Here is a 21641-nt window from a genome sequence, read left to right as displayed (position 1 = left end):
CCGGTTCATGATGGCGTCAGGTGAATTTACGGAAAAGCTTTGTCCTGTCAAAGATTTCTTCGAGTTCCTGCATCCTGTCGCGGGTGTTGTCCCAGTCCAGGGTCTGTACCGCCGAAATCATACTTTCGACCAGCAACATCGTGGTCGCTGCGGAATCCCATGCCGATGGCACAATGATCCGGCTGGTCAGACTGATGTCCGCAAGCCTGTGCACAGGCGAGCGCCACTGATCAGTGAACAAAACGATCCGCGCGCCGCGGGCACGGGCCATTTCTGCCAGCTTGAGAGTGTTGTTTTCGTATCGCCGCACATCAAAAATGACAAAAACATCACCCTCGCGCGCGTTCAGCAGGTAATGTGGCCAGGTGTTTGACGTAGACTGCACATGGGTCAGGTTCGGGCGGATCACCTGCATGTGCATAAAGAGATATTCTGCGAGCGTATGCGTGATACGTCCCCCGGCGATATAAAGATGCCGGTCAGGATCAGCCACCAGAGCGCAGGCCTCATCGAAGGCCGCGGGATCAATATGCGACAGCGTGTTGCGGATATTGTCGATCACCGCATCCGTGAACCGGTTGAGAATATGCCCTGACGGTGCGGCGCCTGCCCAGGTCTCGTGCTTGGCAATCGGACCTTTGGCAATTGCCCCCAGCTCGTCGCGCAGGTCAGCCTGAAAGTCGGGATACCCCCTGTAGCCCAGTTTCTGAACCATGCGCGCGACTGTCGGTACGGAGACATTCGCTCCCTTTGCCAGTGCGGCGAGCGGCCCGAGGCCCGATGCGGGGTAGTTCTCGAGGATCGACAGAGCCAGTTGTCTTTCCGCGCGGGTCAGATCATCCAGCTTCTCCTGAATACGGTCCGAAATCGTCTGGTTTTCATCGGCCATGCACGGCGCCTCGCAATTGGGCAAAAAAATATCAGCAAAGATCAGTGTGTGATAAATTTTTCACAATTGTGTTGACAGAACGCCGTCATGGCAAGACCTTTCCTGCGTGGGTGCTCAGATGAATCAGCTTGAAAACACGTCGGTTGACCGGAACGCGGAAGTGCAGAATGCACAGGCGGTGTCTCCGGTCGTTCTGGTCTGTGAACACGCGAGTTCTGAAATACCGCTTGAATTCAATGGCCTGGGGCTCGCCGATGAGCACCGGAACAGTCATGCGGTCTGGGATCCGGGCGCCGGGTCTGTTGCGCGGCGCATGTCGATACGCCTCGATGCCGTACTCGTTTCGGCACGGGTGTCGCGTCTTGTCTATGATTGTAACAGGCCGCCGCATGCGCCGGATGCCATGCCAGACAAGAGCGAAATCGTCGAGGTTCCGGGCAACCGCGGGCTCTCTGATGCAGAGAAAACCGCCCGGACAGTGGCGTTTTACGAACCCTTCCGCGCCGCCGTCGCCACTGCTCTGGCGCGCCGCACCGACCCGGTGCTGATCACGGTGCACAGCTTTACCCCGGTCTACCATGGCCAGAAGCGTGATGTCGAAATCGGCGTTCTGCATGACCGTGACACGCGGCTGGCGGATGCTCTCATGGCACTTGCAGACAGGTGCATGCCCCACGTTGTGCGGCGCAACGAACCCTATGGCGCCGGGGACGGGGTCACCCATACGTTGCAGGAACATGCGCTGGCAGGCGGGTTTCTGAACGTGATGCTTGAGGTGCGAAACGACCTTATTGCCGACGAAGCCGCACAATATAAAATGGCTGATCTGCTGTCAGACTGGGTGTCACGTGCAGTCGTTGCGACGCGGGCCGGCGCGTGCTGAGGTTCGTGCTCGGATACATCCGTGTCATTGACGCGCTGAACTACCGGATCGGGCGTGTCATGATGTACGGCATCTTCGTGATGATGGGCATCCTGCTCTGGTCGTCGGTGTCCAAAACATTCTTTGTGCCATCGCTCTGGACACTGGAAATGGCGCAGTTCGCAATGGTCGCCTATTACATGGTCGGTGGCCCCTATGCGATCCAGATGGGCTCGAACGTGCGCATGGATCTGCTCTATGGCGAATGGACTGACAGCCGGAAGGCCCAGACTGACGCGATTACGGTTCTTTTCCTGATCACTTACCTGATTTTTCTGCTCTGGGGCGGCTGGGAAAGCCTGATGTATTCGCTGAGTTATGGTGGTGAGCGCAGCCCGTCAGTCTGGCGACCCTATCTGTGGCCGATCAAGTCCATCATGGTGTTTGGCATTTTCCTGATGCTGCTGCAGGCGATCTCTGAGCTGTTCAAGGATGTGTTGCGCATCAAAGGGCACGACATGGGAGAGAAGACCTGATGTCGTACGAGGCCATTGCCATCCTTATGTTCTCGTCGATGATGCTGATGTTGCTCACCGGGCAGCGCGTTTTTGGCGCGATTGGCTTTGTCGCGGTGATCGCAGCGTTCCTGCTGTGGGGCGATCGCGGCGGATATGATCTGGGCTTTGCCGCCGCGATCAAGCTGATGAAATGGTATCCGCTGCTGACCCTGCCGATGTTCATTTTCATGGGCTATATCCTGTCGGAATCCAAAATTGCTGACGATCTTTACAGGATGTTCCATGTCTGGATGGGCGGGTTGTCTGGCGGTCTGGCGGTGGGCACCATCGGGCTGATGGTGCTGGTCTCGGCCATGAACGGGTTGTCGGTCGCGGGTATGGCGATCGGTGCCACGATTGCGTTGCCCGAACTTCTCAGACGCGGATACGATAAACTGATGGTCACAGGGGTGATCCAGGCGGGCTCATCGCTCGGCATTCTGGTGCCGCCCTCTGTCGTGCTGGTTCTCTATGCAATGATCGCGCGCCAGCCGGTGGGCCAGCTGTGGCTTGCGGGTGTGTTGCCGGGGCTGATGATGGCCACGATGTTCGTGATCTATATCGTCATCCGCTGCCGGATGAACCCATCGCTGGGGCCGGTGCTGCCAGCAGAAGAGCGCGACATTCCGATGGGTGAAAAACTGCGGCTTCTGGGGGCGGGCTTTCTGCCGCTGTTCATCTTCTTTGCGATGATGGTGCCGTTTGTAAACGGCTGGACATCGCTGGTGGAAAGTTCGGCCATCGGCGCAATTGCTGCCTTTGTCGCCGCTGTCGCCAAGGGCCGTATGACGCGCGAGGTTTTCGAAACCTCGGTACGCAAGACACTGGGTATTTCCTGCATGTTCATGTGGATCATCCTGGCGGCTCTTGCCTTTGGTGCCGTGTTCGACGGCCTGGGGGCGGTGAAGGCCATCGAAAGCCTGTTCACCGAAAGACTTGGCCTCAGCCCATGGATGATCCTGATCCTGATGCAGCTCAGCTTTATTCTGATGGGAACCTTCCTTGATGACACCGCGATGCTGGTCATCGTGGCACCGCTCTATGTGCCACTGGTGGGTGCACTGGGGTTCGATCTGATCTGGTACGGCGTGCTTTACACGATCACCACACAGATCGCCTATATGACGCCACCCTTCGGCTATAATCTCTTTCTCATGCGTGCCATGGCGCCGCCGGAAATCACATTGCGCGATATCTATGCCTCTATCCTGCCCTTTGTTCTGGTGATGGTGGTGGCGCTGGCAACGATTATGGTCTTCCCCGAAATCGCACTCTGGCTGCCGGGGTATGTCTATGGAAACTGAACCAAAAAGACCCTGTCAGGGGGCATCTGAGACGAGCAATTCACAGAGAGGATATCAAAATGACAACGAGACGTAAGTTTATTACCACCGCCGGTATCGGCGGCGCCGCAGCTCTGGCAAGCCCTGCTATTGTGCAGGCTCAGACGGCGGTCAAATGGCGTTTTCAGACCTATGCCGGCGCCGCTCTTGGGGAACATGTCACCAAACCGGTGATTGACTACATCAATGCAAATGCCAACGGCGAGCTTGAGGTCGAGCTTTTCTATGCGGATCAGATCGTGCCAACGGGCGAGCTCTTTCAGGCGCTCCAGCGCGGGACAATCGACGGTGTGCATTCGGATGACGACTCGATGGCGTCGCCCACACCGCTGCGGCAGTTCGGCGGCTATTTCCCGTTTGCCACCAAGCATATTCTCGACGTGCCCGTGCTCTTTAACCAGTACGGCCTGAAAGAGATCTGGGAAGAGGAATATGCAAAAGTCGGCGTGAAATGGCTGTCTGCGGCGGGTCAGGACCCCTGCAACTTCAACACCAAGAAGGAAATCACCAGTGTCGCGGATCTCGACGGGCTCAAGCTCTATACCTTCCCGACAGCGGGCCGTTTCCTGTCGAAATTCGGTGTGGTGCCGGTGAATATTCCCTACGAGGACGCAGAGGTCGCTGTTCAGACGGGCGAGCTTGATGGCATGGCCTGGTCGGGCATTACCGAGGACTACACTGTCGGCTGGGCAGATGTGACGGATTACTTCCTGACAAACAACATCTCGGGTGCCTGGATCGGGTCCTGGTTTGTCAATGAAGAGCGCTGGGCCGAACTGCCGGATCACCTGAAATCGGTTGTGATGGCCGCAACCGAGGCCGGTCACACATACCGCAACCAGTGGTACTGGGGTGGCGAGGCCGCGCTGCGTGCCAATGGTGACAAGCTGGCCCTGCGGTCGGTGCCTGCGGGTGAATGGGCCGAGGTCGAGAACGCTGCCAAGGAATTCTGGGAAGAAGTGGCCCAGGAAGGCGAAGTGCACCAGAAGATCGTCAACATCTTCAAAGAGTACAACAGCGTAATCAACCAGGCCGGCGTACCGTATAACTTCGAGTAATCCGACCGGAATTGATACCTGGCGTCCCCGCTGTGCGGGGGCGCTTCCCGTTCAGAAAGGACCCTGACATGTCTGCCAACCTGACCTTTGACGGTTTAAAAAACGCAGTGAAAAACGGCGCAATCGATACGGTGCTGGCCTGTTTTCCGGATATGCAGGGCCGCCTGATGGGCAAACGCTTTCACGCTGTAAATTTTGTGGAAAGCTCGTTCGAGGAAACCCATTGCTGCAATTACCTGCTGGCCACTGATCTGGAGATGGCGACGCCAGACGGATATGCTGCATCGAGCTGGGAAAAGGGCTATGGCGATTATATCATGGCGCCTGATCTGTCGACGCTGCGCCTGCTGCCATGGCTGGAAGGCACCGCCATGGTGCTGTGTGATATTCTGGATCACCATACGCACGAACCGGTGCCCCACGCGCCGCGCCAGATGCTGAAAGCCCAGGTGGCCCGCCTCAAAGCGCTGGGCTTTAATGCGATGATGGCCACCGAACTGGAATTCTTCCTGTTTGAGAACTCTTTTGACGACATCCGGAAATCCGGGTTTCGCAACCTGACGCCGATCAGCGGCTACAATGAGGATTACGCGATCCTTCAGACGACCAAGGAAGAAGGTGTCATGCGACCCATCCGAAACCATCTGTTCGGGGCGGGGTTACCAATTGAGAATTCCAAAGGCGAGGCAGAGACCGGTCAGGAAGAACTGAACATCCGCTATGCCGATGCGCTGGATTGCGCGGATCACCACACGATTGCCAAAAACGGCATCAAGGAGATCGCATGGCAGCATGGGGTTGCTGCGACTTTCCTGCCGAAATGGCACCACGACAAAGTCGGGTCGTCGTCGCATGTGCACCAGTCGCTGTGGCGGGATGGCGAACCGGCTTTTTTTGATGAGCGGGACGATCTGGGCATGTCGCAGCTGATGAAGCACTATATGGCCGGGCTGATCGCCTATGCGCCTGATTACACGTTCTTTCTCGCGCCCTACATCAACAGCTACAAACGGTTCGCCAAAGGTACCTTTGCACCGACAAAGACGGTCTGGTCTGTCGACAACCGCACGGCCGGTTTCCGTCTGTGCGGCGACGGAACCAGAGGCATCCGCGTTGAATGCCGCGTCGGGGGTTCTGACCTGAACCCCTATCTGGCGCAGGCCGCCATGCTGGCCGCGGGCATCAGAGGTATTGAGGAAAAGATGGAACTGGCACCGCCAACGCGGGGTGACGTCTATGAGGAAGCAGGCGCTCAGGACATCCCGCGCACGCTGCGGGCGGCGACGGATACACTGCGCAATTCAGCTTTCCTGCGCGATGCTATGGGCGATGATGTGATCGACCACTATACCCGTTGCGCTGAATGGGAGCAGGAAGAATACGACCGTGTGGTGACCGACTGGGAAATCGCGCGCGGTTTCGAAAGGGCCTGAGAATGATCAGATGTGTGTCCCCGATTGATGGCTCGGTTTTTGCCGAGCGTGAAACCCTGTCCCCATCAGAAGCCAGCGCGGTGGTCGAGCGGGCGCGTGCCGCACAGGCAGCCTGGGCGGCGCTTCCGCTCGAAGAACGGATTCACCTTGTGATGGCCGGTGTTGCAAATGTTGGCGGGATGAATGATGAAATCGTTCCGGAGCTGGCGCACCAGATGGGCCGCCCGGTCCGCTATGGTGGCGAGTTCGGCGGGTTCAGCGAGCGCGCGGGCCACATGGCCGAAATCGCTGGCGGTGCTCTGGCAGATATCATCATAGAAGACAGTGGCGCGTTTCGCCGCGTGATCAAACGGGTACCGCACGGTGTGGTGCTGGTCGTGGCGCCCTGGAACTACCCATATATGACGGCGATAAACACCGTCGCGCCCGCACTGATCGCGGGCAATGCCGTTGTTCTGAAACACGCCAGTCAGACGCCGCTGGTCGGTGAACGTATGGCCTCGGCCTTTCACGCAGCCGGTGTTCCTCCAGAGGTTTTTCAGAACGCTTTCCTGGATCACGACACCACGTCCGCACTTATTGCTGCCAGGTCTTTTGGTTTTGTGAATTTCACCGGTTCGGTGTCCGGCGGGCAGGCGATTGAGCGCGCCGCGGCGGGGACCTTTACAGGTGTCGGTCTGGAACTGGGCGGCAAGGACCCGGGCTATGTCTGTGACGACGCAGATCTGGATGCTGCCGCCGAGACGCTGATCGACGGTGCGATGTTCAACTCCGGTCAGTGCTGCTGTGGGATTGAGCGCATCTATGTTGCCGAACAGCATTTTGATACTTTTGTCGAAAAAGCGGTTTCCATCGTCAGGGGATACAATCTGGGCAACCCGCTGAAGCCCGACACGACGATCGGACCGATGGCGCATAAACGCTTTGCCGATGAGGTTCGTGCGCAGACAGCCGAGGCTGTTGCACAGGGCGCGCGGGCCCATATTGAGACATTCCCCGAGGATGACGGGGGGGCTTATCTCACCCCGCAGATTCTGACGAACGTTAATCACGATATGCGGGTGATGCGCGAGGAAAGCTTTGGCCCGGTGGTAGGGATTATGCCGGTCCGGGATGACGACGCGGCCATTCGTCTGATGAACGACAGCGATTTTGGCCTGACCGCCTCTGTCTGGACGCCGGATGTGGCCCGTGCAGAGGCAATCGCTGACCGGATTGAAACTGGCACCGTGTTCATGAACCGTGCCGATTACCTGGACCCTGCGCTGTGCTGGACCGGGTGCAAGGACACGGGCCGCGGCGGCGGCCTGTCTGTCATCGGGTATCACAATCTGACCCGTCCTAAATCCTATCATATGAAAAAGGCATAAACGATGACGCTGACTGCCAACTGGTCATACCCCACAGCGGTGCGCTTTGGCGCGGGCCGCATTTCCGAGATCGCCGATGCCTGTGCCGCAGCCGGGATCAAAAAGCCACTTCTCGTTACGGACCGCGGCCTTGCCGGCATGGAGATCACGCAGAAAACGCTGGATCTGCTGGATGCAGCCGGACTTGGCCGCGCGGTTTTTTCGGATGTGGATCCGAACCCCAACGAAAAGAATGCCGCCGCCGGTGTGCAGGCCTTTCGCGATGGTGGTCACGACGGCGTTGTCGCCTTTGGCGGCGGGTCTGGCCTCGACCTGGGCAAACTGGTCGCCTTCCTCGCCGGGCAGACGCGGCCCCTGTGGGATTTTGAGGACATCGGTGACTGGTGGACCCGGGCGGATGCCGATGCCATCGCACCCATTGTGGCCGTTCCGACGACCGCAGGAACCGGGTCAGAAGTTGGCCGTGCGTCGGTGATCACCAATTCCGAAACCGAAGAGAAAAAAATCATTTTCCACCCGCGTATTCTGCCCTCGGTGGTGATCTGCGATCCGGAACTGACGGTCGGCATGCCGCCCTTTATCACGGCAGGCACGGGGCTTGATGCCTTTGCTCATTGCGTCGAGGCCTATTGTTCGCCGCATTACCACCCGATGTCGCAGGGCATGGCGCTGGAGGGTATGCGCCTCGTCAAAGAGTATCTGCCGCGCGCCTATACAGACGGGTCTGACCTTGAGGCGCGTGCACATATGATGTCGGCGGCCGCCATGGGGGCCACGGCTTTTCAGAAAGGGCTGGGGGCCATTCATGCGCTGTCGCATCCGATCGGTGCGATTTACCACACGCATCACGGGACAACGAATGCGGTCTGCATGCCGGCGGTGCTCCGGTTCAACCGGCCCGCGATTGAAGAGATCATCGCTCAGGCGGCGCGGTATCTGGGAATCGACGGAGGCTTCGATGGCTTCTGTGCCTATGTGGATGCCCTCAACGACAGCTTTCAGGTGCCAAAAACCCTCGCGGCGCTGGGCATCGAAAATCCCGATATTGACCGCATCGTGGCCGGCGCGCTGTCTGATCCCAGCACAGGCGGGAACCCTGTCAAAATGACCGCCGAGAACACACGTGCGCTTCTGCTGGAAATCGTCTGAACCCTGCTGAACGCGCGGTCAGATACCCTGGTCGGGCAGTGCATCTGACAGAATATTCTGGCCGATGCGTGTGTCAGGTCCGGTAACTGACGCATTAAGCGACCCCGCACCGGTGGCCAGATGCCGGACCATCTGCGGTGCAGCCACGCTGGTGCCGCTCACAGCGACGCGGCTTCCGGAGCGCGTCCCTGCGGCGAGAACGCCCCGACGAACCGGCGATCGGTCGCCCGGGGCGCTGATATCAACGCGCTCTGTTGTGTCATCCAGCGGGGTCGCAGAATAGGTCGCAGGTTGCGGTGTGCCGTCCGATCCGGAAAGGGCACCGGCGCAAAAGATACGCACCTGGTCTGTTGCCGTGGCGATGGCATTCAGACTTCCTGCGCGCCTGATGACAGAAGGGCCTTCATCGGTGACGACCGGATGCCCCGACGGGTGCCGTGCGCGGTAGTCGGGGTCGGTGAAATAGCTCTGTCGGCCCGTATCGGTAAATCCGACGGGTACATCATCGCGCAGAACCCAGGCATCAATCCGGTACAGCGTGCTGGCCGTGTAGGAGACCGAGACCTCCCATGTGCCGGGCGGTGACACCTGCCGCAGATCATGGCCGGGATCGGTCCCGTCGAGAGCAAGCGTCAGCACGGCAATGCCATCCGGATGGCGCCAGACCGACAGTCGGCCGATGATTGCGCCGTCTTTTTCCAGCAGTCTGATGTTTTCCAGCGTCCTGCCGGTCGCCGGAAAGACCGTGGTGGTGATCGGTCCGTCGGCACCGGGTGGCGTGATGCCGAGCGTGACCACCAGCGGCTCCGGCAACGGGTCCTCTTCCGGAGACAGCCGGATTTCCAGGAAGTTTGCGGTTGGGTCGCCGGGCTGCAGCTGCCAGTTGACGCCAAGACTGGTACCTGCCGGCGTACTGCGGGCGTGGCCCTGGCTGAGGTTGTTGTTGCCCGCGGCCACAACAACGGTGAACGGCGCATCTTCTGTGTCCATCAGTTCTTCGATCTGGCTGCGATGACGCTCTGCGACCCGCGCAATGGTCTGCTCCAGCCGGTGCAACCCGTTGCGTGGTCCGCCCGTCAGTCCAAGACTGAAGTTGACGATAACCGGCACCACCGTTCCTGTCTGTCGCATCAGCCTTCGGGCGCGGTCGGCGATGTATTCGAGACCCAGCGCAAAGGGCAGAGCAAGCATCGATCCGGCGGTTTCGCGGGTGACAACCGGCGGCAATGACACCGCGATAATGGGCAACGTGTCGCCGTCAGTGTGCTGCGGATCAAACCCGGCGGCCACATCCAGCACATGGGTGCCGTGGCTCGTCCGCTGGCTCAGAGGGCTGAACGCGGGGGCTGCGGGATCATCGCCCGCAAGGCGCAGCAGGCTGTCCTCATCGCCGCCGGTCGCGGTAAGTGCCTCTTCGACATCGGCCTGCAGCCACTCACGGCCAAAGGGCAGACGGTCGGCCTCTCTTACGGCGCCCTGCATCCACGCGGCGGCGATGCGCGTGCCAGATGTGCGGTGCCTGAACCTTTCGTGGAAAATGTTGATGCCGTGGTCGATGATCCCGACAATTGCGGTTGGTTCGGGCAGCGGGTGAGAGGGGGCAGGCGTTCTCGGGGATCCGATCCCGGTGCGCTGCCGTAGCCTTTCTGCAGTCAGGGCGGCGCCCTCCCGGAGTGGCAGAACGAAAACCCGTGGGTCATCGAAGTCGTCTGCCAGTGGCGACAACAGATCATCCAGCGCTTCGGGCGTGAAGGCCAGCTGGGCCGGGTTATCGCCGGTCGCCGGATTCTCTACCCGCAGTGCGCGCCACGAATCCCGGACGTCTGGTCGAAACCCCTGTGGGTTGACCGGCATAGAGAAAAGCGTTGCCGTTCCGGCGCCGCCGGTGCGCAGATAGGGGCTGTTACGCCGGAACAGCCAGGCGCTTACCGGCTCAAGACGGGGGTGAAATGTGTCCCGTCCCGGATCCTCGGTCCATTGAAATGCCATCTCAGAGGGTCCATTCGGCGACGGCATCGGTCCAGACACGCGCCAGCAGCGGTGACAGATCGGTACCTGCAGTGCCAGGCAGTTGCTCGGTGATCGCGACACCGTCTGAAGTGACCGGCAGCTGGCGTGCGCCGTCATGCCAGACGCGGGTGGTAAAGAAGTCCTCCGTCCCGATCCCCGCGCCGTTGAAACGCAGCGGCTGCACGGTGTCTTCCTGTCCGGCTCTGGCCGCAATCGCATCAGAAATGGCCATGCCCAGCACCGCGCCCGCGAAACTGTCTGCCGGGAAATGCACGCCGGCAATGGTCCTGTTGACCGCGATGCGTGCTGCCATATGCATCAGTTGCGTATCTGTTCCGGGCGCGGCGGTCGCCAGTCTGGACAGCAGGGAAGCGACGGCGAACGCCTCGGTTGCGTGACCACTTGGCAGGCTCGAATGGGTCGGTGTCGGGATGATGGGGTGAATCTGCGGTGACAACGCAACAGGCCGATGACACGCGAGGATATGCTTGCACTGCTGTGCGGCGTGCGTCGCACAGTCCTGTGCCAGCATCAGCAGTTTCAAAGTCGCCGGGTGTCTGGGAGCTTCAAGGCCGGTGATATGGGCGTAGTATCCGATGGTTCCGGCGGTCTGGTCAGTTATTTCCGAGATACGGTCCGGGCGCAGGTCGGCATAGTCGCTGACCATGCGAGCCTGCGCGGCAAAGTCTTCCGGCGTGGGTGCCACCATCTGCACAAGGGGCGCCGCCGTAAGCTGCGGCGAAGTGCCGGAAGGGTCGGTCTGATCGAGAAGGTAAACAACTGCCGCGCCACTGTCCGGGTCGGTTCCGTAGGAAAGCCGTGACAACATTTCATTCGACAGCACAATCTGCTGGCTCTGTGCCCCCCAGAGACCGAGGCTGGCCGGGTCCGCAATATTGCGCGGATTGGCGGCAGCGCTGCCCTGCCACAGCCCGGCAATGCCGTCATGCGCGGTAATGTATCCTACTGGCGATGCGGCGGGCTGCGCGCCCAGTGACTGGAGGCTCTGGAGCGACTGGAGGGATTGCAGAGACTGCAATGACTGCAGAGACTGAAGCGATTGCAGGGATTGAAGAGACTGTAGGGATTGCAGAACCGGCATAAAATATCCTTTTTCCTAAATCAGTTGACCGGAACACCGGCATGTCTGAGCGCATCTGCCCAGACCTGGCTGATATTGCTTTGAGCCGCAGGGTGGTTGCGCTGGTAATCCGAAACCCGCAGCCCGGGGTCGAGCCGCATCAGTTCGCCGGCGGCTTTGCGCGCTTCGGCTTCCCGTCCGGCAAGTTGCAGGCCGATGACGCGGCAACGATGCGCTGAAAGGTGCAGCGGGTTGTGCCGTAAAGAGGCTTCTGCCATCTCAACAGCCTCATCATAGCGCCCGCCGGCCACGTAGCTGCCGGCGCTCAGTGTCTGGAAAAACGGCCTGCGCGGATCGCGCGGAGACAACATGAAAGCGCGGTCGGTCAGAGCGACCGCCGCGCGGCCGTCGCCGGTAAAAGTTTCGAGCACTGCGTTCAGCTGCGAGATGAAAGCGCTGCTCGGATTGATTTCGCGCGCTGCGTCAAACCTCTGCCGTGCAAGGGCAAAATCGTTCTGCAGAATGGTTCGTATATTGCCGTCAATAGCCAGAGACAGGGCGCATCCTGCATTCAGGTCCAGCGCGTTCCGGATTGCGCTCCGGGCTTTCATCTCGTCTGCAGGCGCGTCGTCGCTCCATTTCTGATAGATCCGCAGCAGGTGCCACTGGGCAAGCCAGGCACGTGGTACTGAATGCGACGGACATCTGGCGATGACCTCTTCCAGCTGTGCGGCAGCCCGGTGAAAGTGCCGTTTCTCAAAGGAATGCATCAGGGCCACGGCGGATAGCATCAGCGTATGTGCGGCCAGCTCCGGCAGGGGCGTGCTTGACCCGGCCGCGATGGAGCGCGACATGATGATCCGCAGGGCCTGGCCTGCGATCTTACCCGTCAGGTGATCTTCTCCAGCCAGGAATGCGCCCAGATCAATTCTCTGGCGGTCTGACCAGAGGACACGGTGATCGCCTGCGTCAGTAAGGGTTGCGTCCACAATCAGCGTACCTGCGTTCTGTCGGCACTGTCCGGTGAGTACGTATTCCGCGCTGGTCTCCGGCCTGTCCTGCGGCGCAGCGAGCGCACGGCTTGAAAAATGAGAGATCGCGTCAATCAGTTGCGACCGGGCGAAATGCCCCGTCAGCTCCTGCGCCAGGGCGTCACCGATGCCGATGGTCTGTGCTGCGCCAGTTTCGTTGAACGGGCAGACGATAATGCGCGGCAATACAGAGACACTGGCGGCGGGCAGAACCGGGGTCGCCTCCCGATTGTCCAGCAGGCGCTGATCCCGCAGCCATTCCTCGAAGCCCTCTTCTGCAAGATCAATGCCTTCGAGAAACTCTCCGGTTCCGGTGTTGTCGAGCATTACAGCGTCCGTTGCCAGACTGATGTGGTCGCGTTCCGTAATGAAGACGGTGTCAAACGCCGGGCCGATGGTCTGACGCAGAGCATGCAGTAACTGTCGCAGATTTGCCCTCGCGCGGTCCGGTGCACTGTCGGACCACAGAACGCCGGTCAACCAGTTCCGGCTCCGCCGCATGCCGGGTGCGCAGGCCAGAAGGGCAATCAGAGCCGTGTTTCGTGTTCCGGTGATCCGCAAGGTCGAGGCCCCCGCAAGACATATGTCGGGTGCCCCGTACAGCTTTACGCTGAGCCAGATTTTCCGGCTTTCAGACAGCATTTCACGCGTTCCCACACCAGCGGGTACACCCGGATCGCAACGGCGGACCGGTCGCCCGGGGGCCCGCTCTCCACACTCAGCAGCATGTGGCAAAAGGTCAGTGAAAACAAGCGCAGCGGTATGACACGTGCGACGGGCTTGTGCTGTGGCGGTCTTTGACCGGCTCGGATCAGAGGGGCAGCGGGCGTTCATTGCCCCCAGATCGTCGCGCAGCAAACGTCAGATATCCGTCAGGTCCGCGCCTGACGGATATCTGATGGCCGGTGGTGTGCAGTGCAGTTGCGCATGTTTCTTGCGCCCGTACGGAGCCTGCCCAAACGGCAGATCAGGGTTTGCATCCCCGTTCGGCATACCAACGAAAAGAAAGTTATTGTCATGAAAGCACATGTTTTTTCAGCATCCGCCATTGCGGCTCTCTGCGCCGGCACCGCGTTCGCTGCGCCTATCTCGGCAGACAGCGCGCTGACGCTTTATCACAGTTATACCGTCAACTCCGGGTCTGCCCCGGCGGCCGTCAGGATATCCACTCTGCCCGGATCGCTGGTATTGCAGTCTGATCTCGCCAGCACGGTCGACGACCCCACGGCAACAAACACAACGTCGGTCAACACCGTCATCGGCAACCCGTTTGCCGATCCGGTTGTGCCTTTCAGCAGCGAGCGGACAGATGAAACAACGCTGCCAGGCGGGTCCGAAGGATCGGCCGCCGCCTACAGCGTTGAGATCACAGCGGTCGATGATCCCGAGGCCGATCCCTTCGTCACCTCGATTGTTGAGCGCACCATAAACAACAGCGGCAGCGCCAGCGCCGAAATCACATCTGATCCGGTCGCCGCTGCCGCCCGTGCATCCTTTCGGAACGAGCGGGGCTATCTTTTTGAAAACACCAGTGACGCGCTTGTCTCGTTTAATATAGCAGGCGATGTGCGCGCGTCCTTTCTGTCGACTTACGACGGAACGGACGGGTTCTCACGCGCATCCGGCACGCTGTTCAGCGAATTCGGATCAGGCATCGGTGCCGAGGTCGGCTATCTGCCTCTCGCGCCCTATCTGCGCACGATCACAGAAGAAGGTGAGGGCGCCATGGTGGCTGAGACTCTGGCCACCAGTGGTGAAGGCTTTGATGGTTTTGTCTTTTCGGCGGCCACGAGTGCGCCGGGCACCGGATCACCTGTCGAGGCCGCGCTCGATGTGACGTTCCGCTATCTTTTTTCCATCAGTCTTGAACCCGGCGGATCCCTGGAAATGCGGACCGGTTTCAGACAGTTCAACGCGGTTGAATATGCCCCCGGTCCTTCACCTGTACCGCTGCCTGCCAGCCTGTCGTTCCTGCTGGCTGGTCTTGTCGGTCTGGGCGTCGCGCGCCGGTGCACGCGGGCCTGACCACCAGGCAAACTGTTTCTGATCAAGGAGTTTTTACGATGTTTTTTTCAAGCAACTTTTCTGAGAAGCTGTCTGCAATTCCGGATATCCGACGGATAATCGCGGCTGCAACCATGGCGGCTCTGACGGGCCCGGTGATGGCTGCTGAAGGCCACGCACCTGCGTCTCTGACCTCGGGCATCGACGGTGAAATCAATGCTCTGATGCAGGAGGGCGGGATCATTGGCCTGACCGTTGCGGTGACGCAGGGGGGACGCCTCGTCTACACAAAAGGTTTCGGTCGGTCGCGCCGGTCAGAGGACGCCGGAGGGGGCATCCACGTCATGCAGCACGATGACCGGACCCGGCAGGGGTCTGTCAGCAAGGCGGTGGTTTCGGGACCTGCGCTGTACAAAGCGATGCTGGACCGGGGCATGGACCCTGCCACAACCCGTGTCTATGGCCAGAACGGCATTCTCGGTAACCGTTATAACGGCGTGCAGCGGATCTCGACCGACAGGCATCGCCCGATCATCGCCATGGCGATTGCCTCGGACGATCGCGTCTATGCCTGGTATCGCAACGGCACAGTCAGCATCGGCACCTCGGCCAACCTTACTGCCTATCAGGCGCCCAGGTCTTTTACGGTGGCGGAAGGCCGCGAGATCAAGGACCTGCACGCAGTGGCAATCAGCCCGGATGATCATGTCTATGCCTGGTACAAGGATGGCACCCGGAGCATCGGCACGTCACGCGATCTGGACGCCCGGGCCGGCATTCCTTTTGACGAAGACAACCAGCCGACCCAGAAGGTATCATTGCCGGTGGGACCTGACGGCGACCGTAAATCCATGCACGATGTTGTGGGTATCGGCATCGCCAAGTCCGACAGCCATGTCTATGTCTGGTATGACGACGGTACCGTTTCATCGGGTTCATCGCTGGATTTCGACCGGTACTTTTCCAACCGGACCTATGCGTCACCTGTGATCAGTCAGGCCAACTACCGCTACCGCATCCGGGGTATGGGTATCGCGTCGGATGATCATATCTATGCCTGGACATCCGGAAAGCTCGCGTTCTCCGGCCACAGTGGTAATCTGACGGCATACCGCGCGCCCTACGCCTATTCGCATCCCTTTGATGCGCCCAAACCCAACCGGTTCAGGGACATTACGGTGCAGCACCTCTTTGATCACACCAGTGGGTTTTTCGGCAGCGGTGATGAGGCGGCGACACGGCGGACCTATCCCTCGAACGGGGAGCCGGATTACGATCTGATCCACAAGCACTTTCTGGCGACCCGGCCGCTGCAGTGGCCGGCGGGCGACCGGTACTCCTATTCCAACCATGGCATGGGGCTGACAACGCTGCTTATCGAAGCGCTGACCGGCAAGACCTATCGCGAATACACGGTGAACAGTTACCTCAGGCCAATGGGGCTGAAGGGCAAAGTGCGCGAACAGAAGGCCACACCCGATGCACATGACGCCTATCCCTATGAGCGCACGACCGGCGGGTACAATGAATTGCCGTTCAAACAGTCCACAACCGGTCTGGCAGCCGGAGGCTGGACGTCATCCGCACAGGGTGTGCTGGCGATTACAACGCATCTTGCGGATACGATCGGATACGACGGTATGGATAGTGCGGCCTTCCGGTCCACATCGCGTGGCAAATTGCACCACAATGGATCGCTTGGCGGTGGTTACTCGACTGTTGCTGTCTTCCGACCGGGGTATACTGCTGTCACCGGCGAGGATCTCAGCGAGATCCATGTGGCCATAAGCTCGAACACCAGCGGACTGTCCGACAGTACAACAGCTGATATTCGCGCCATGACCGGCAAAATTGCGAAAATTTTAGCCAATGCAAATGTGCCGCAGAGCACCGACTACTGGGACGTTGCCTGGTAACTTCCGTCCGTTTCCCGATGAGGAGCGGTCTCGTGCGCGGGGCCGCTCCTTGTTTGTGAAATGGTTCAGATATCCGTTCTGAGCTGATACCCGGGCGGGTACTTCAGGCGGACCCGTGTTATGGCTGCATTGTTGTTCCAGGTCAGGCGGTCGATGACGAACATTGCCTGGCCCGGGTCGCAGGCGAGCCTGGCGGCATCCTCGCGGCCGGCCTGCGTCGCGGCGAAGGTGATCTGACCGTGTGACCACGGCGCATTTGCCAGAAGCCATTCGTTGCTGCTGACGCTCTCGAAACGCTCCTGCCGTGCCGCCGGCACAGCTGCGAGGCTGATCCACCGGTCTTCGAGTGCGTAGGGCGTTTCATTGCCAAGGTGGAGTGCAACAACATGCAATTGTGCATCGTGGGCGGGAAGCTGCATCGTGGCTGATACAGCATGCGGCGGCACGGCTTCTGTCCGGGACAATAAAAGATAGCTGTAGGTCATGCCGCGGTCTTCGATTTCGCGGCGGATAACCGGAATATCCAGCGTGGCGCGGGCGACCGGCTGAAGCGCCACGCGAGTACCTGCCTTGCGCCTGCGGTCGATCAGGCCACTGTCTGCAATGCGTCTCAGCGCGCGGTTTACAGTTGCCCTGGCACATCCGAATTCGAGCGCAAGGTCCGCTTCATTCGGGATCAGTTCGCCGGGTGCCCACTCCCGCGTCTGAATACGGCGCCTGACTTCCTGCTCGACGCTTTGCCAGCTGTTGATGATGGGTCTGTTCAAAGCCTGTCCCTCAGTCTGGCAAGTGTTCTGGTATATCCTGCAACGATCCGGTCCCGGTGAATATGCCGGCCTTCTTTTACCATATGCCGCCCGGCCGACCAGACATCCCTGACTATTCCGTTGCCTGCGGCAAATATCCAGGTGTCGAGCGCGGTGTCCTGCCGGGCCTGACCCATGCTGTAGTGGCCCGCGTCCAGCAGCATCAGATCCGCGACACGCCCGCGTTCCAGTCCGGGCTGCCGCCCTGTTGCCTGTGCGCCTCCGGTAAGCGACCGTTCAAAAAGGCTGCGGCCCGTCGAACGGGTGCTGTCGGCAAAAACAGCCCGCCTGTGGTCTCTGAGGCGCTGGCTGTATTCCAGCGTGCGCAGCTCTTCGGTCAGGGAAATCCTGATATTGCTGTCGGTACCAACCGCAATTGTGCCACCCGCTTTGTACCATGTCGTTCCATTGAAAATGCCGTCGCCCAGACTGCTTTCCGTGACCGGGCAGAGACCGGCAACGGCGCCGGTCCGCGCAAGCGCTTCGGTCTCCCCGGCACTCATCTGTGTGCAGTGGATCAGGCACCACCGGTCATCCAGGTTCATATTATCAAGGGCCCACCGGACAGGCCGCGCGCCAAGATGGGCCTGCACTTCGGAAACTTCAGCCATCTGTTCTGCAAGATGCATATGGAGCGGTCCTGTCGGGAAATCCCCGGCGAAACGCTTCAGATCCTCTGGAAGGACAGCGCGCAGCGAATGCGCTGCTGCGCCGCACAGGCTGTCGGCTTCCAGTGAGCGGACGGCTCTCGCAGAGAGCTCCTGCAGGCGCCGGAACTTCCTGCCATCACTGGCAAACCGCCTCTGGCCTGCTGACGGAGCCCGTCCGTCGCATCCCCCTGCAGTATAAAGAACCGGCAACAGGCACAGCCCGATTCCCGTGGCAGATGCGGCTGCGGCAATGCGCACACCCATCTCGGCCAGATCATCATACGCAGTGCCACCGGCCTGGTGATGCAGATAGTGAAACTCCCCGACCGCCGCATATCCTGCCTCCAGCATTTCCATCTGTGCCAGGGCGGCAATACTTTCGACGTCATCCGGTGAAAGGCCTGCAACAAACCGGAACATCTGATCCCGCCAGGTCCAGAAGCTGTCTTTACCATCCGGCCCCTGTTTTTCAGTCAGCCCTGCCATTGCCCTCTGAAATGCATGCGAATGTACGTTGGCAGGCGCCGGCAGCAGCAGACTGCCGGCCGGTGCGGCTCCCGGGATGTTGACGGCGACATCGGCAATTCTGCCGTCATCCCCGACAGAGACCTCGACGTTCTGCGCCCAGCCGTCCGGCAACAATGCCTGTTCTGCCCTGATTATGTGCATGGCGCCCTCGCTTGACAGACTAATATGTACATACATAAAATTATAAAGAGCAGTTTTAATCAAGTGAGTCGCTGTGCTTCTGACCAATTGTTCTCTGGTATCCATGCGGGATGAAGACCCGGGCGTGATCCGGCACGCAGCCATTGCTGTCGATGGCGGCACAGTGCGCTGGGCCGGCGCGGCAAAAGACCTGCCGGCGTCTCTGAGCCGGAACAACAGCGTGGATATGGAGGGGCGACTGGTCACACCGGGCCTTATCGACTGCCACACACACCTTGTTTTCGGCGGCAATCGCGCAGCAGAGTTTGAGCAACGTTTGCAGGGCGTGGATTATGCAGCGATCGCCCGGGCGGGCGGTGGAATCCTGTCAACTGTTCGCGCCACCCGCGCCGCGCCCGGGAGCACCTTGCTGAAAGATGCCCTGGGGCGTGCGGACTGCCTTATGGCCGAGGGTGTTACAACCGTCGAAATCAAATCCGGATATGGGCTCGATCAGGACACCGAACTGAAAATGCTGCGGGTTGCCCGGGCGATCTCGGAACAGCGTATGCTCGACGTGCGCACAACATACCTTGGCGCTCATGCCCTGCCGGAAGAGTTCATCGGCGATCCGGATGCCTACACCGACACGGTCTGCATCCCGGTCATGCGCAGGGCGGCCAGCCAGGGACTGATTGATGCTGTGGACGGTTTCTGTGAGGAGATCGCCTTTGATGCTGACCAGATCGGCCGCGTCTTTGAGGCCGCCCGTTCCCTGGGATTGCCGGTCAAACTCCACGCGGAACAGCTGTCTCACCAGGGCGGGGTGGCACTGGCCGCACAATATGGCGCGATGTCGGTCGACCATATCGAATACGCGCGCGAACCGGATGTCGCGCTCATGGCGCAGGCGGGAATGACCGCTGTTCTGTTGCCCGGCGCGTTCTACACACTGGGGGAAACCCAGCGCCCGCCAGTGGCGGCCATGCGCCGCGCAGAGGTTCCGATGGCGGTCGCGACCGATTGCAACCCTGGTTCTTCTCCGCTGACCTCACCGCTTCTGGCGATGAACATGGCCTGTACGCTTTTCGGCCTGACACCGGATGAGGCGTTGCGCGGTATGACCATCAATGCAGCGCGCGCGCTGAGGTTGCCCGACCGGGGACAGGTGGCACCAGGCCTGCGCGCAGATCTGTGTGTCTGGGACGTGGATACACCGGCAGAGCTGGCATACCGGATAGGGTTCAATCCATTGCACCAGCGCTACTGCCAGGGGGAACCTTCATGGAAACCCTGACCCCGGGACAGGCATGCGCAGAACAGCTGCAACGGATCATAAAGCCCGGGGTGCAGATACAACTTGATCCTGCGGCGCGCCCGGGGATTGAGAATGCGGCCGGTGTGATCGCGCGGGCCGCTTCTGGTGAAGAGGCCGTCTATGGTGTGAACACCGGTTTTGGAAAGCTGGCCAGCGTGCGCATTCCACCGCGCGACACCGCAGCCCTTCAGCACAATCTGATCCTGTCGCACTGTTGCGGGGTAGGCACGCCGCTTGACGCGGAAACGACGCGGCTGATGATGGCGCTCAAGCTGCTCTCGCTGGGGCGCGGGGCGTCAGGCGTATCGCTCGCAACAGTGGATCTGATCACGCAGATGCTGAACCGGGACGTGCTGCCGGTGATCCCGTCGCAGGGATCTGTGGGCGCGTCCGGTGATCTGGCTCCGCTGGCGCATATGGCCGCAGCAATGACCGGTCGCGGTGACGCAGTTTATCAGGAGCACCGGATGCCCGCCGGGGAAGCTCTGAAAGCCGCAGGTCTTGCCCCTCTTGATCCTGGTCCGAAAGAGGGACTCGCGCTGATAAACGGCACCCAGTTCTCAACGGCCTGTGCGCTGACGGGCCTCTGGGGTGCCTGGGCGAATGCCGCCGCGAGCGTTCTGACCTGCGCGCTGTCAACCGATGCGATTATGGGATCCACAGCACCGCTGGAGGACAGAATTCACACATTGCGCGGGCATCAGGGGCAGATTGCCGTTGCGCGGGCACAACGGGCGCTGATGAAAGGCTCTGCAATCCGTGACAGCCATCGCACCGGTGATACGCGTGTACAGGACCCGTACTGCATCCGCTGCCAGCCTCAGGTGACCGGCGCGGCGATGGATCTTCTGCATTTCGCGGCAAAAACGCTGGTCGTTGAGGCCAATGCGGTGACGGATAACCCGCTGGTTCTGGATACGCAGGACAGGATCGTTTCGGGTGGAAACTTCCATGCAGAGCCGGTTGCTTTTGCGGCGGATCAGATTGCTCTGGCACTTTGTGAAATCGGGGCGATTTCGCAGCGCCGCGTTGCGCTGATGGTCGATCCGACACTGTCTTTTGACCTGCCGCCTTTTCTGACGCCCCGGCCGGGTTTGAATTCCGGCCTGATGATCGCCGAGGTCACAACAGCCGCTCTGATGAGCGAAAACAGGCACCTGGCCAACCCGTGTTCGACAGATTCTACACCGACCTCCGCCAATCAGGAAGATCACGTCAGCATGGCGGCCCATGCGGCACGACGACTGGAACGGATGAACGCAAACCTCAGTGTGATCCTTGGGGTCGAGGCGATCTGTGGTGCGCAGGGGATAGGCTTTCGTGCGCCTCTGCGGACCAGCCCGGCTCTGGAAGAGGTCATACGCGTCCTGCGCACCGGTGTGCCTGCCATTGGCGATGACGTTTACATGGCGCCGTTGCTTGAACGCGCCGCAGTCATGGTGTCGGACGGCAGGCTCGTCCGCGCGGCAGGCCTGACCGGGTATGTCACGGGCAAGCCGGAAGCGCCATGAGAAGA

General features: G+C 60.3%; 17 protein-coding genes. 11 read left to right on the top strand and 6 right to left on the bottom strand.

Translation table 11 applies throughout. From position 1 onward, the window contains the following. Positions 1-16: 16 nt before the first annotated feature. A complete protein-coding gene (locus Q0792_RS06985) occupies positions 17-889 on the bottom strand; it encodes a MurR/RpiR family transcriptional regulator (RefSeq protein WP_298837979.1) in 873 nt (290 codons plus the stop codon). A gap of 118 nt (positions 890-1007) precedes the next feature. Here Q0792_RS06985 and Q0792_RS06980 point away from each other — a divergent pair, with 118 nt between their 5' ends. From Q0792_RS06980 to Q0792_RS06950, 7 genes are all read left to right on the top strand, one after another. Further along, complete coding sequence (locus tag Q0792_RS06980; RefSeq protein ID WP_298837976.1) at positions 1008-1772, top strand: N-formylglutamate amidohydrolase; 765 nt, start codon at positions 1008-1010, stop codon at positions 1770-1772. Beyond that, positions 1766-2287: a TRAP transporter small permease subunit gene (locus Q0792_RS06975; RefSeq protein ID WP_298837974.1), complete on the top strand. Its 522-nt coding sequence runs from the start codon at positions 1766-1768 to the stop codon at positions 2285-2287. The genes Q0792_RS06980 and Q0792_RS06975 overlap by 7 nt, the downstream gene beginning before the upstream one ends. Further along, a complete protein-coding gene (locus tag Q0792_RS06970) occupies positions 2287-3612 on the top strand; it encodes a TRAP transporter large permease subunit (protein WP_298837971.1) in 1326 nt (441 codons plus the stop codon). Before Q0792_RS06975 ends, Q0792_RS06970 begins: the two co-directional genes overlap by 1 nt. A 59-nt stretch (positions 3613-3671) precedes the next feature. Next, complete coding sequence (locus Q0792_RS06965; RefSeq protein WP_298837970.1) at positions 3672-4709, top strand: TRAP transporter substrate-binding protein; 1038 nt, start codon at positions 3672-3674, stop codon at positions 4707-4709. 68 nt (positions 4710-4777) lie between these two features. Then, the gene (locus tag Q0792_RS06960) at positions 4778-6142 is read left to right on the top strand and encodes a glutamine synthetase family protein (protein WP_298837967.1); all 1365 of its coding nucleotides are present in this window, start codon (positions 4778-4780) and stop codon (positions 6140-6142) included. Positions 6143-6144: 2 nt separating this feature from the next. Then, positions 6145-7512: an aldehyde dehydrogenase family protein gene (locus tag Q0792_RS06955; protein WP_298837964.1), complete on the top strand. Its 1368-nt coding sequence runs from the start codon at positions 6145-6147 to the stop codon at positions 7510-7512. Positions 7513-7515: 3 nt separating this feature from the next. Next, entirely contained in the window at positions 7516-8661 is a 1146-nt protein-coding gene (locus Q0792_RS06950; protein WP_298837961.1) for an iron-containing alcohol dehydrogenase, read from the top strand. 18 nt (positions 8662-8679) lie between these two features. On the opposite strand, the gene Q0792_RS06945 is transcribed toward Q0792_RS06950, so the two are convergent. Genes Q0792_RS06945 through Q0792_RS06935 form a run of 3 tightly spaced genes read right to left on the bottom strand, consistent with a single transcriptional unit; the run spans position 8680 to position 13425 of the window. After that, entirely contained in the window at positions 8680-10650 is a 1971-nt protein-coding gene (locus Q0792_RS06945; RefSeq protein WP_298837958.1) for a S8 family serine peptidase, read from the bottom strand. Between the two features lies 1 nt (position 10651). Further along, complete coding sequence (locus Q0792_RS06940) at positions 10652-11773, bottom strand: phosphatase PAP2 family protein (protein ID WP_298837955.1); 1122 nt, start codon at positions 11771-11773, stop codon at positions 10652-10654. 20 nt (positions 11774-11793) lie between these two features. Further along, positions 11794-13425 (bottom strand): hypothetical protein, encoded by a 1632-nt coding sequence (locus tag Q0792_RS06935; protein WP_298837950.1) that lies wholly within the window; start codon positions 13423-13425, stop codon positions 11794-11796. A gap of 375 nt (positions 13426-13800) precedes the next feature. On the opposite strand from Q0792_RS06935, the gene Q0792_RS06930 reads away from it, so the two are divergent. Together Q0792_RS06930 and Q0792_RS06925 are read left to right on the top strand one after the other, a co-directional pair. Continuing rightward, a complete protein-coding gene (locus Q0792_RS06930; protein WP_298837948.1) occupies positions 13801-14808 on the top strand; it encodes a VPLPA-CTERM sorting domain-containing protein in 1008 nt (335 codons plus the stop codon). A 38-nt stretch (positions 14809-14846) separates the two neighbouring features. After that, the gene (locus Q0792_RS06925) at positions 14847-16703 is read left to right on the top strand and encodes a serine hydrolase (RefSeq protein WP_298837945.1); all 1857 of its coding nucleotides are present in this window, start codon (positions 14847-14849) and stop codon (positions 16701-16703) included. Positions 16704-16768: 65 nt separating this feature from the next. Here the strand turns inward: Q0792_RS06925 and Q0792_RS06920 are convergent, their stop codons facing one another. Both Q0792_RS06920 and Q0792_RS06915 read right to left on the bottom strand, forming a co-directional pair. After that, a complete protein-coding gene (locus Q0792_RS06920; RefSeq protein WP_298837943.1) occupies positions 16769-17470 on the bottom strand; it encodes a GntR family transcriptional regulator in 702 nt (233 codons plus the stop codon). Continuing rightward, a complete protein-coding gene (locus tag Q0792_RS06915) occupies positions 17467-18828 on the bottom strand; it encodes a formimidoylglutamate deiminase (RefSeq protein WP_298837940.1) in 1362 nt (453 codons plus the stop codon). The genes Q0792_RS06920 and Q0792_RS06915 overlap by 4 nt, the downstream gene beginning before the upstream one ends. Before the next feature lie 73 nt (positions 18829-18901). Here Q0792_RS06915 and hutI point away from each other — a divergent pair, with 73 nt between their 5' ends. Beyond that, positions 18902-20104, top strand: coding sequence for an imidazolonepropionase (gene hutI, locus Q0792_RS06910; RefSeq protein ID WP_298837937.1), 1203 nt, complete (start codon positions 18902-18904; stop codon positions 20102-20104). Next, positions 20092-21636, top strand: a complete 1545-nt coding sequence (gene hutH / locus Q0792_RS06905; protein WP_298837934.1) for a histidine ammonia-lyase — start codon at positions 20092-20094, stop codon at positions 21634-21636. The genes hutI and hutH overlap by 13 nt, the downstream gene beginning before the upstream one ends. Positions 21637-21641: the final 5 nt, after the last annotated feature.

Origin of the sequence: uncultured Roseobacter sp. (assembly GCF_947495025.1) — a bacterium.
In the GTDB taxonomy this organism is placed as follows: Bacteria; Pseudomonadota; Alphaproteobacteria; order Rhodobacterales; family Rhodobacteraceae; genus Roseobacter.
This window is presented reverse-complemented; position numbering and strand designations above follow the sequence as displayed.

What these genes read in the sequence shown, in the direction of transcription:
- Q0792_RS06960 (WP_298837967.1), top strand. Translation starts at nt 4,778, where the DNA reads ATGTCTGCCAACCTGACCTTTGACGGTTTAAAAAACGCAGTGAAAAAC.
- Q0792_RS06945 (WP_298837958.1), bottom strand. Translation starts at nt 10,650, where the DNA reads ATGGCATTTCAATGGACCGAGGATCCGGGACGGGACACATTTCACCCC.
- Q0792_RS06940 (WP_298837955.1), bottom strand. Translation starts at nt 11,773, where the DNA reads ATGCCGGTTCTGCAATCCCTACAGTCTCTTCAATCCCTGCAATCGCTT.
- Q0792_RS06930 (WP_298837948.1), top strand. Translation starts at nt 13,801, where the DNA reads ATGAAAGCACATGTTTTTTCAGCATCCGCCATTGCGGCTCTCTGCGCC.
- Q0792_RS06935 (WP_298837950.1), bottom strand. Translation starts at nt 13,425, where the DNA reads ATGCTGTCTGAAAGCCGGAAAATCTGGCTCAGCGTAAAGCTGTACGGG.
- Q0792_RS06985 (WP_298837979.1), bottom strand. Translation starts at nt 889, where the DNA reads ATGGCCGATGAAAACCAGACGATTTCGGACCGTATTCAGGAGAAGCTG.
- Q0792_RS06925 (WP_298837945.1), top strand. Translation starts at nt 14,847, where the DNA reads ATGTTTTTTTCAAGCAACTTTTCTGAGAAGCTGTCTGCAATTCCGGAT.
- Q0792_RS06955 (WP_298837964.1), top strand. Translation starts at nt 6,145, where the DNA reads ATGATCAGATGTGTGTCCCCGATTGATGGCTCGGTTTTTGCCGAGCGT.
- Q0792_RS06915 (WP_298837940.1), bottom strand. Translation starts at nt 18,828, where the DNA reads ATGCACATAATCAGGGCAGAACAGGCATTGTTGCCGGACGGCTGGGCG.
- Q0792_RS06980 (WP_298837976.1), top strand. Translation starts at nt 1,008, where the DNA reads ATGAATCAGCTTGAAAACACGTCGGTTGACCGGAACGCGGAAGTGCAG.
- Q0792_RS06950 (WP_298837961.1), top strand. Translation starts at nt 7,516, where the DNA reads ATGACGCTGACTGCCAACTGGTCATACCCCACAGCGGTGCGCTTTGGC.
- Q0792_RS06965 (WP_298837970.1), top strand. Translation starts at nt 3,672, where the DNA reads ATGACAACGAGACGTAAGTTTATTACCACCGCCGGTATCGGCGGCGCC.
- hutH (WP_298837934.1), top strand. Translation starts at nt 20,092, where the DNA reads ATGGAAACCCTGACCCCGGGACAGGCATGCGCAGAACAGCTGCAACGG.
- Q0792_RS06970 (WP_298837971.1), top strand. Translation starts at nt 2,287, where the DNA reads ATGTCGTACGAGGCCATTGCCATCCTTATGTTCTCGTCGATGATGCTG.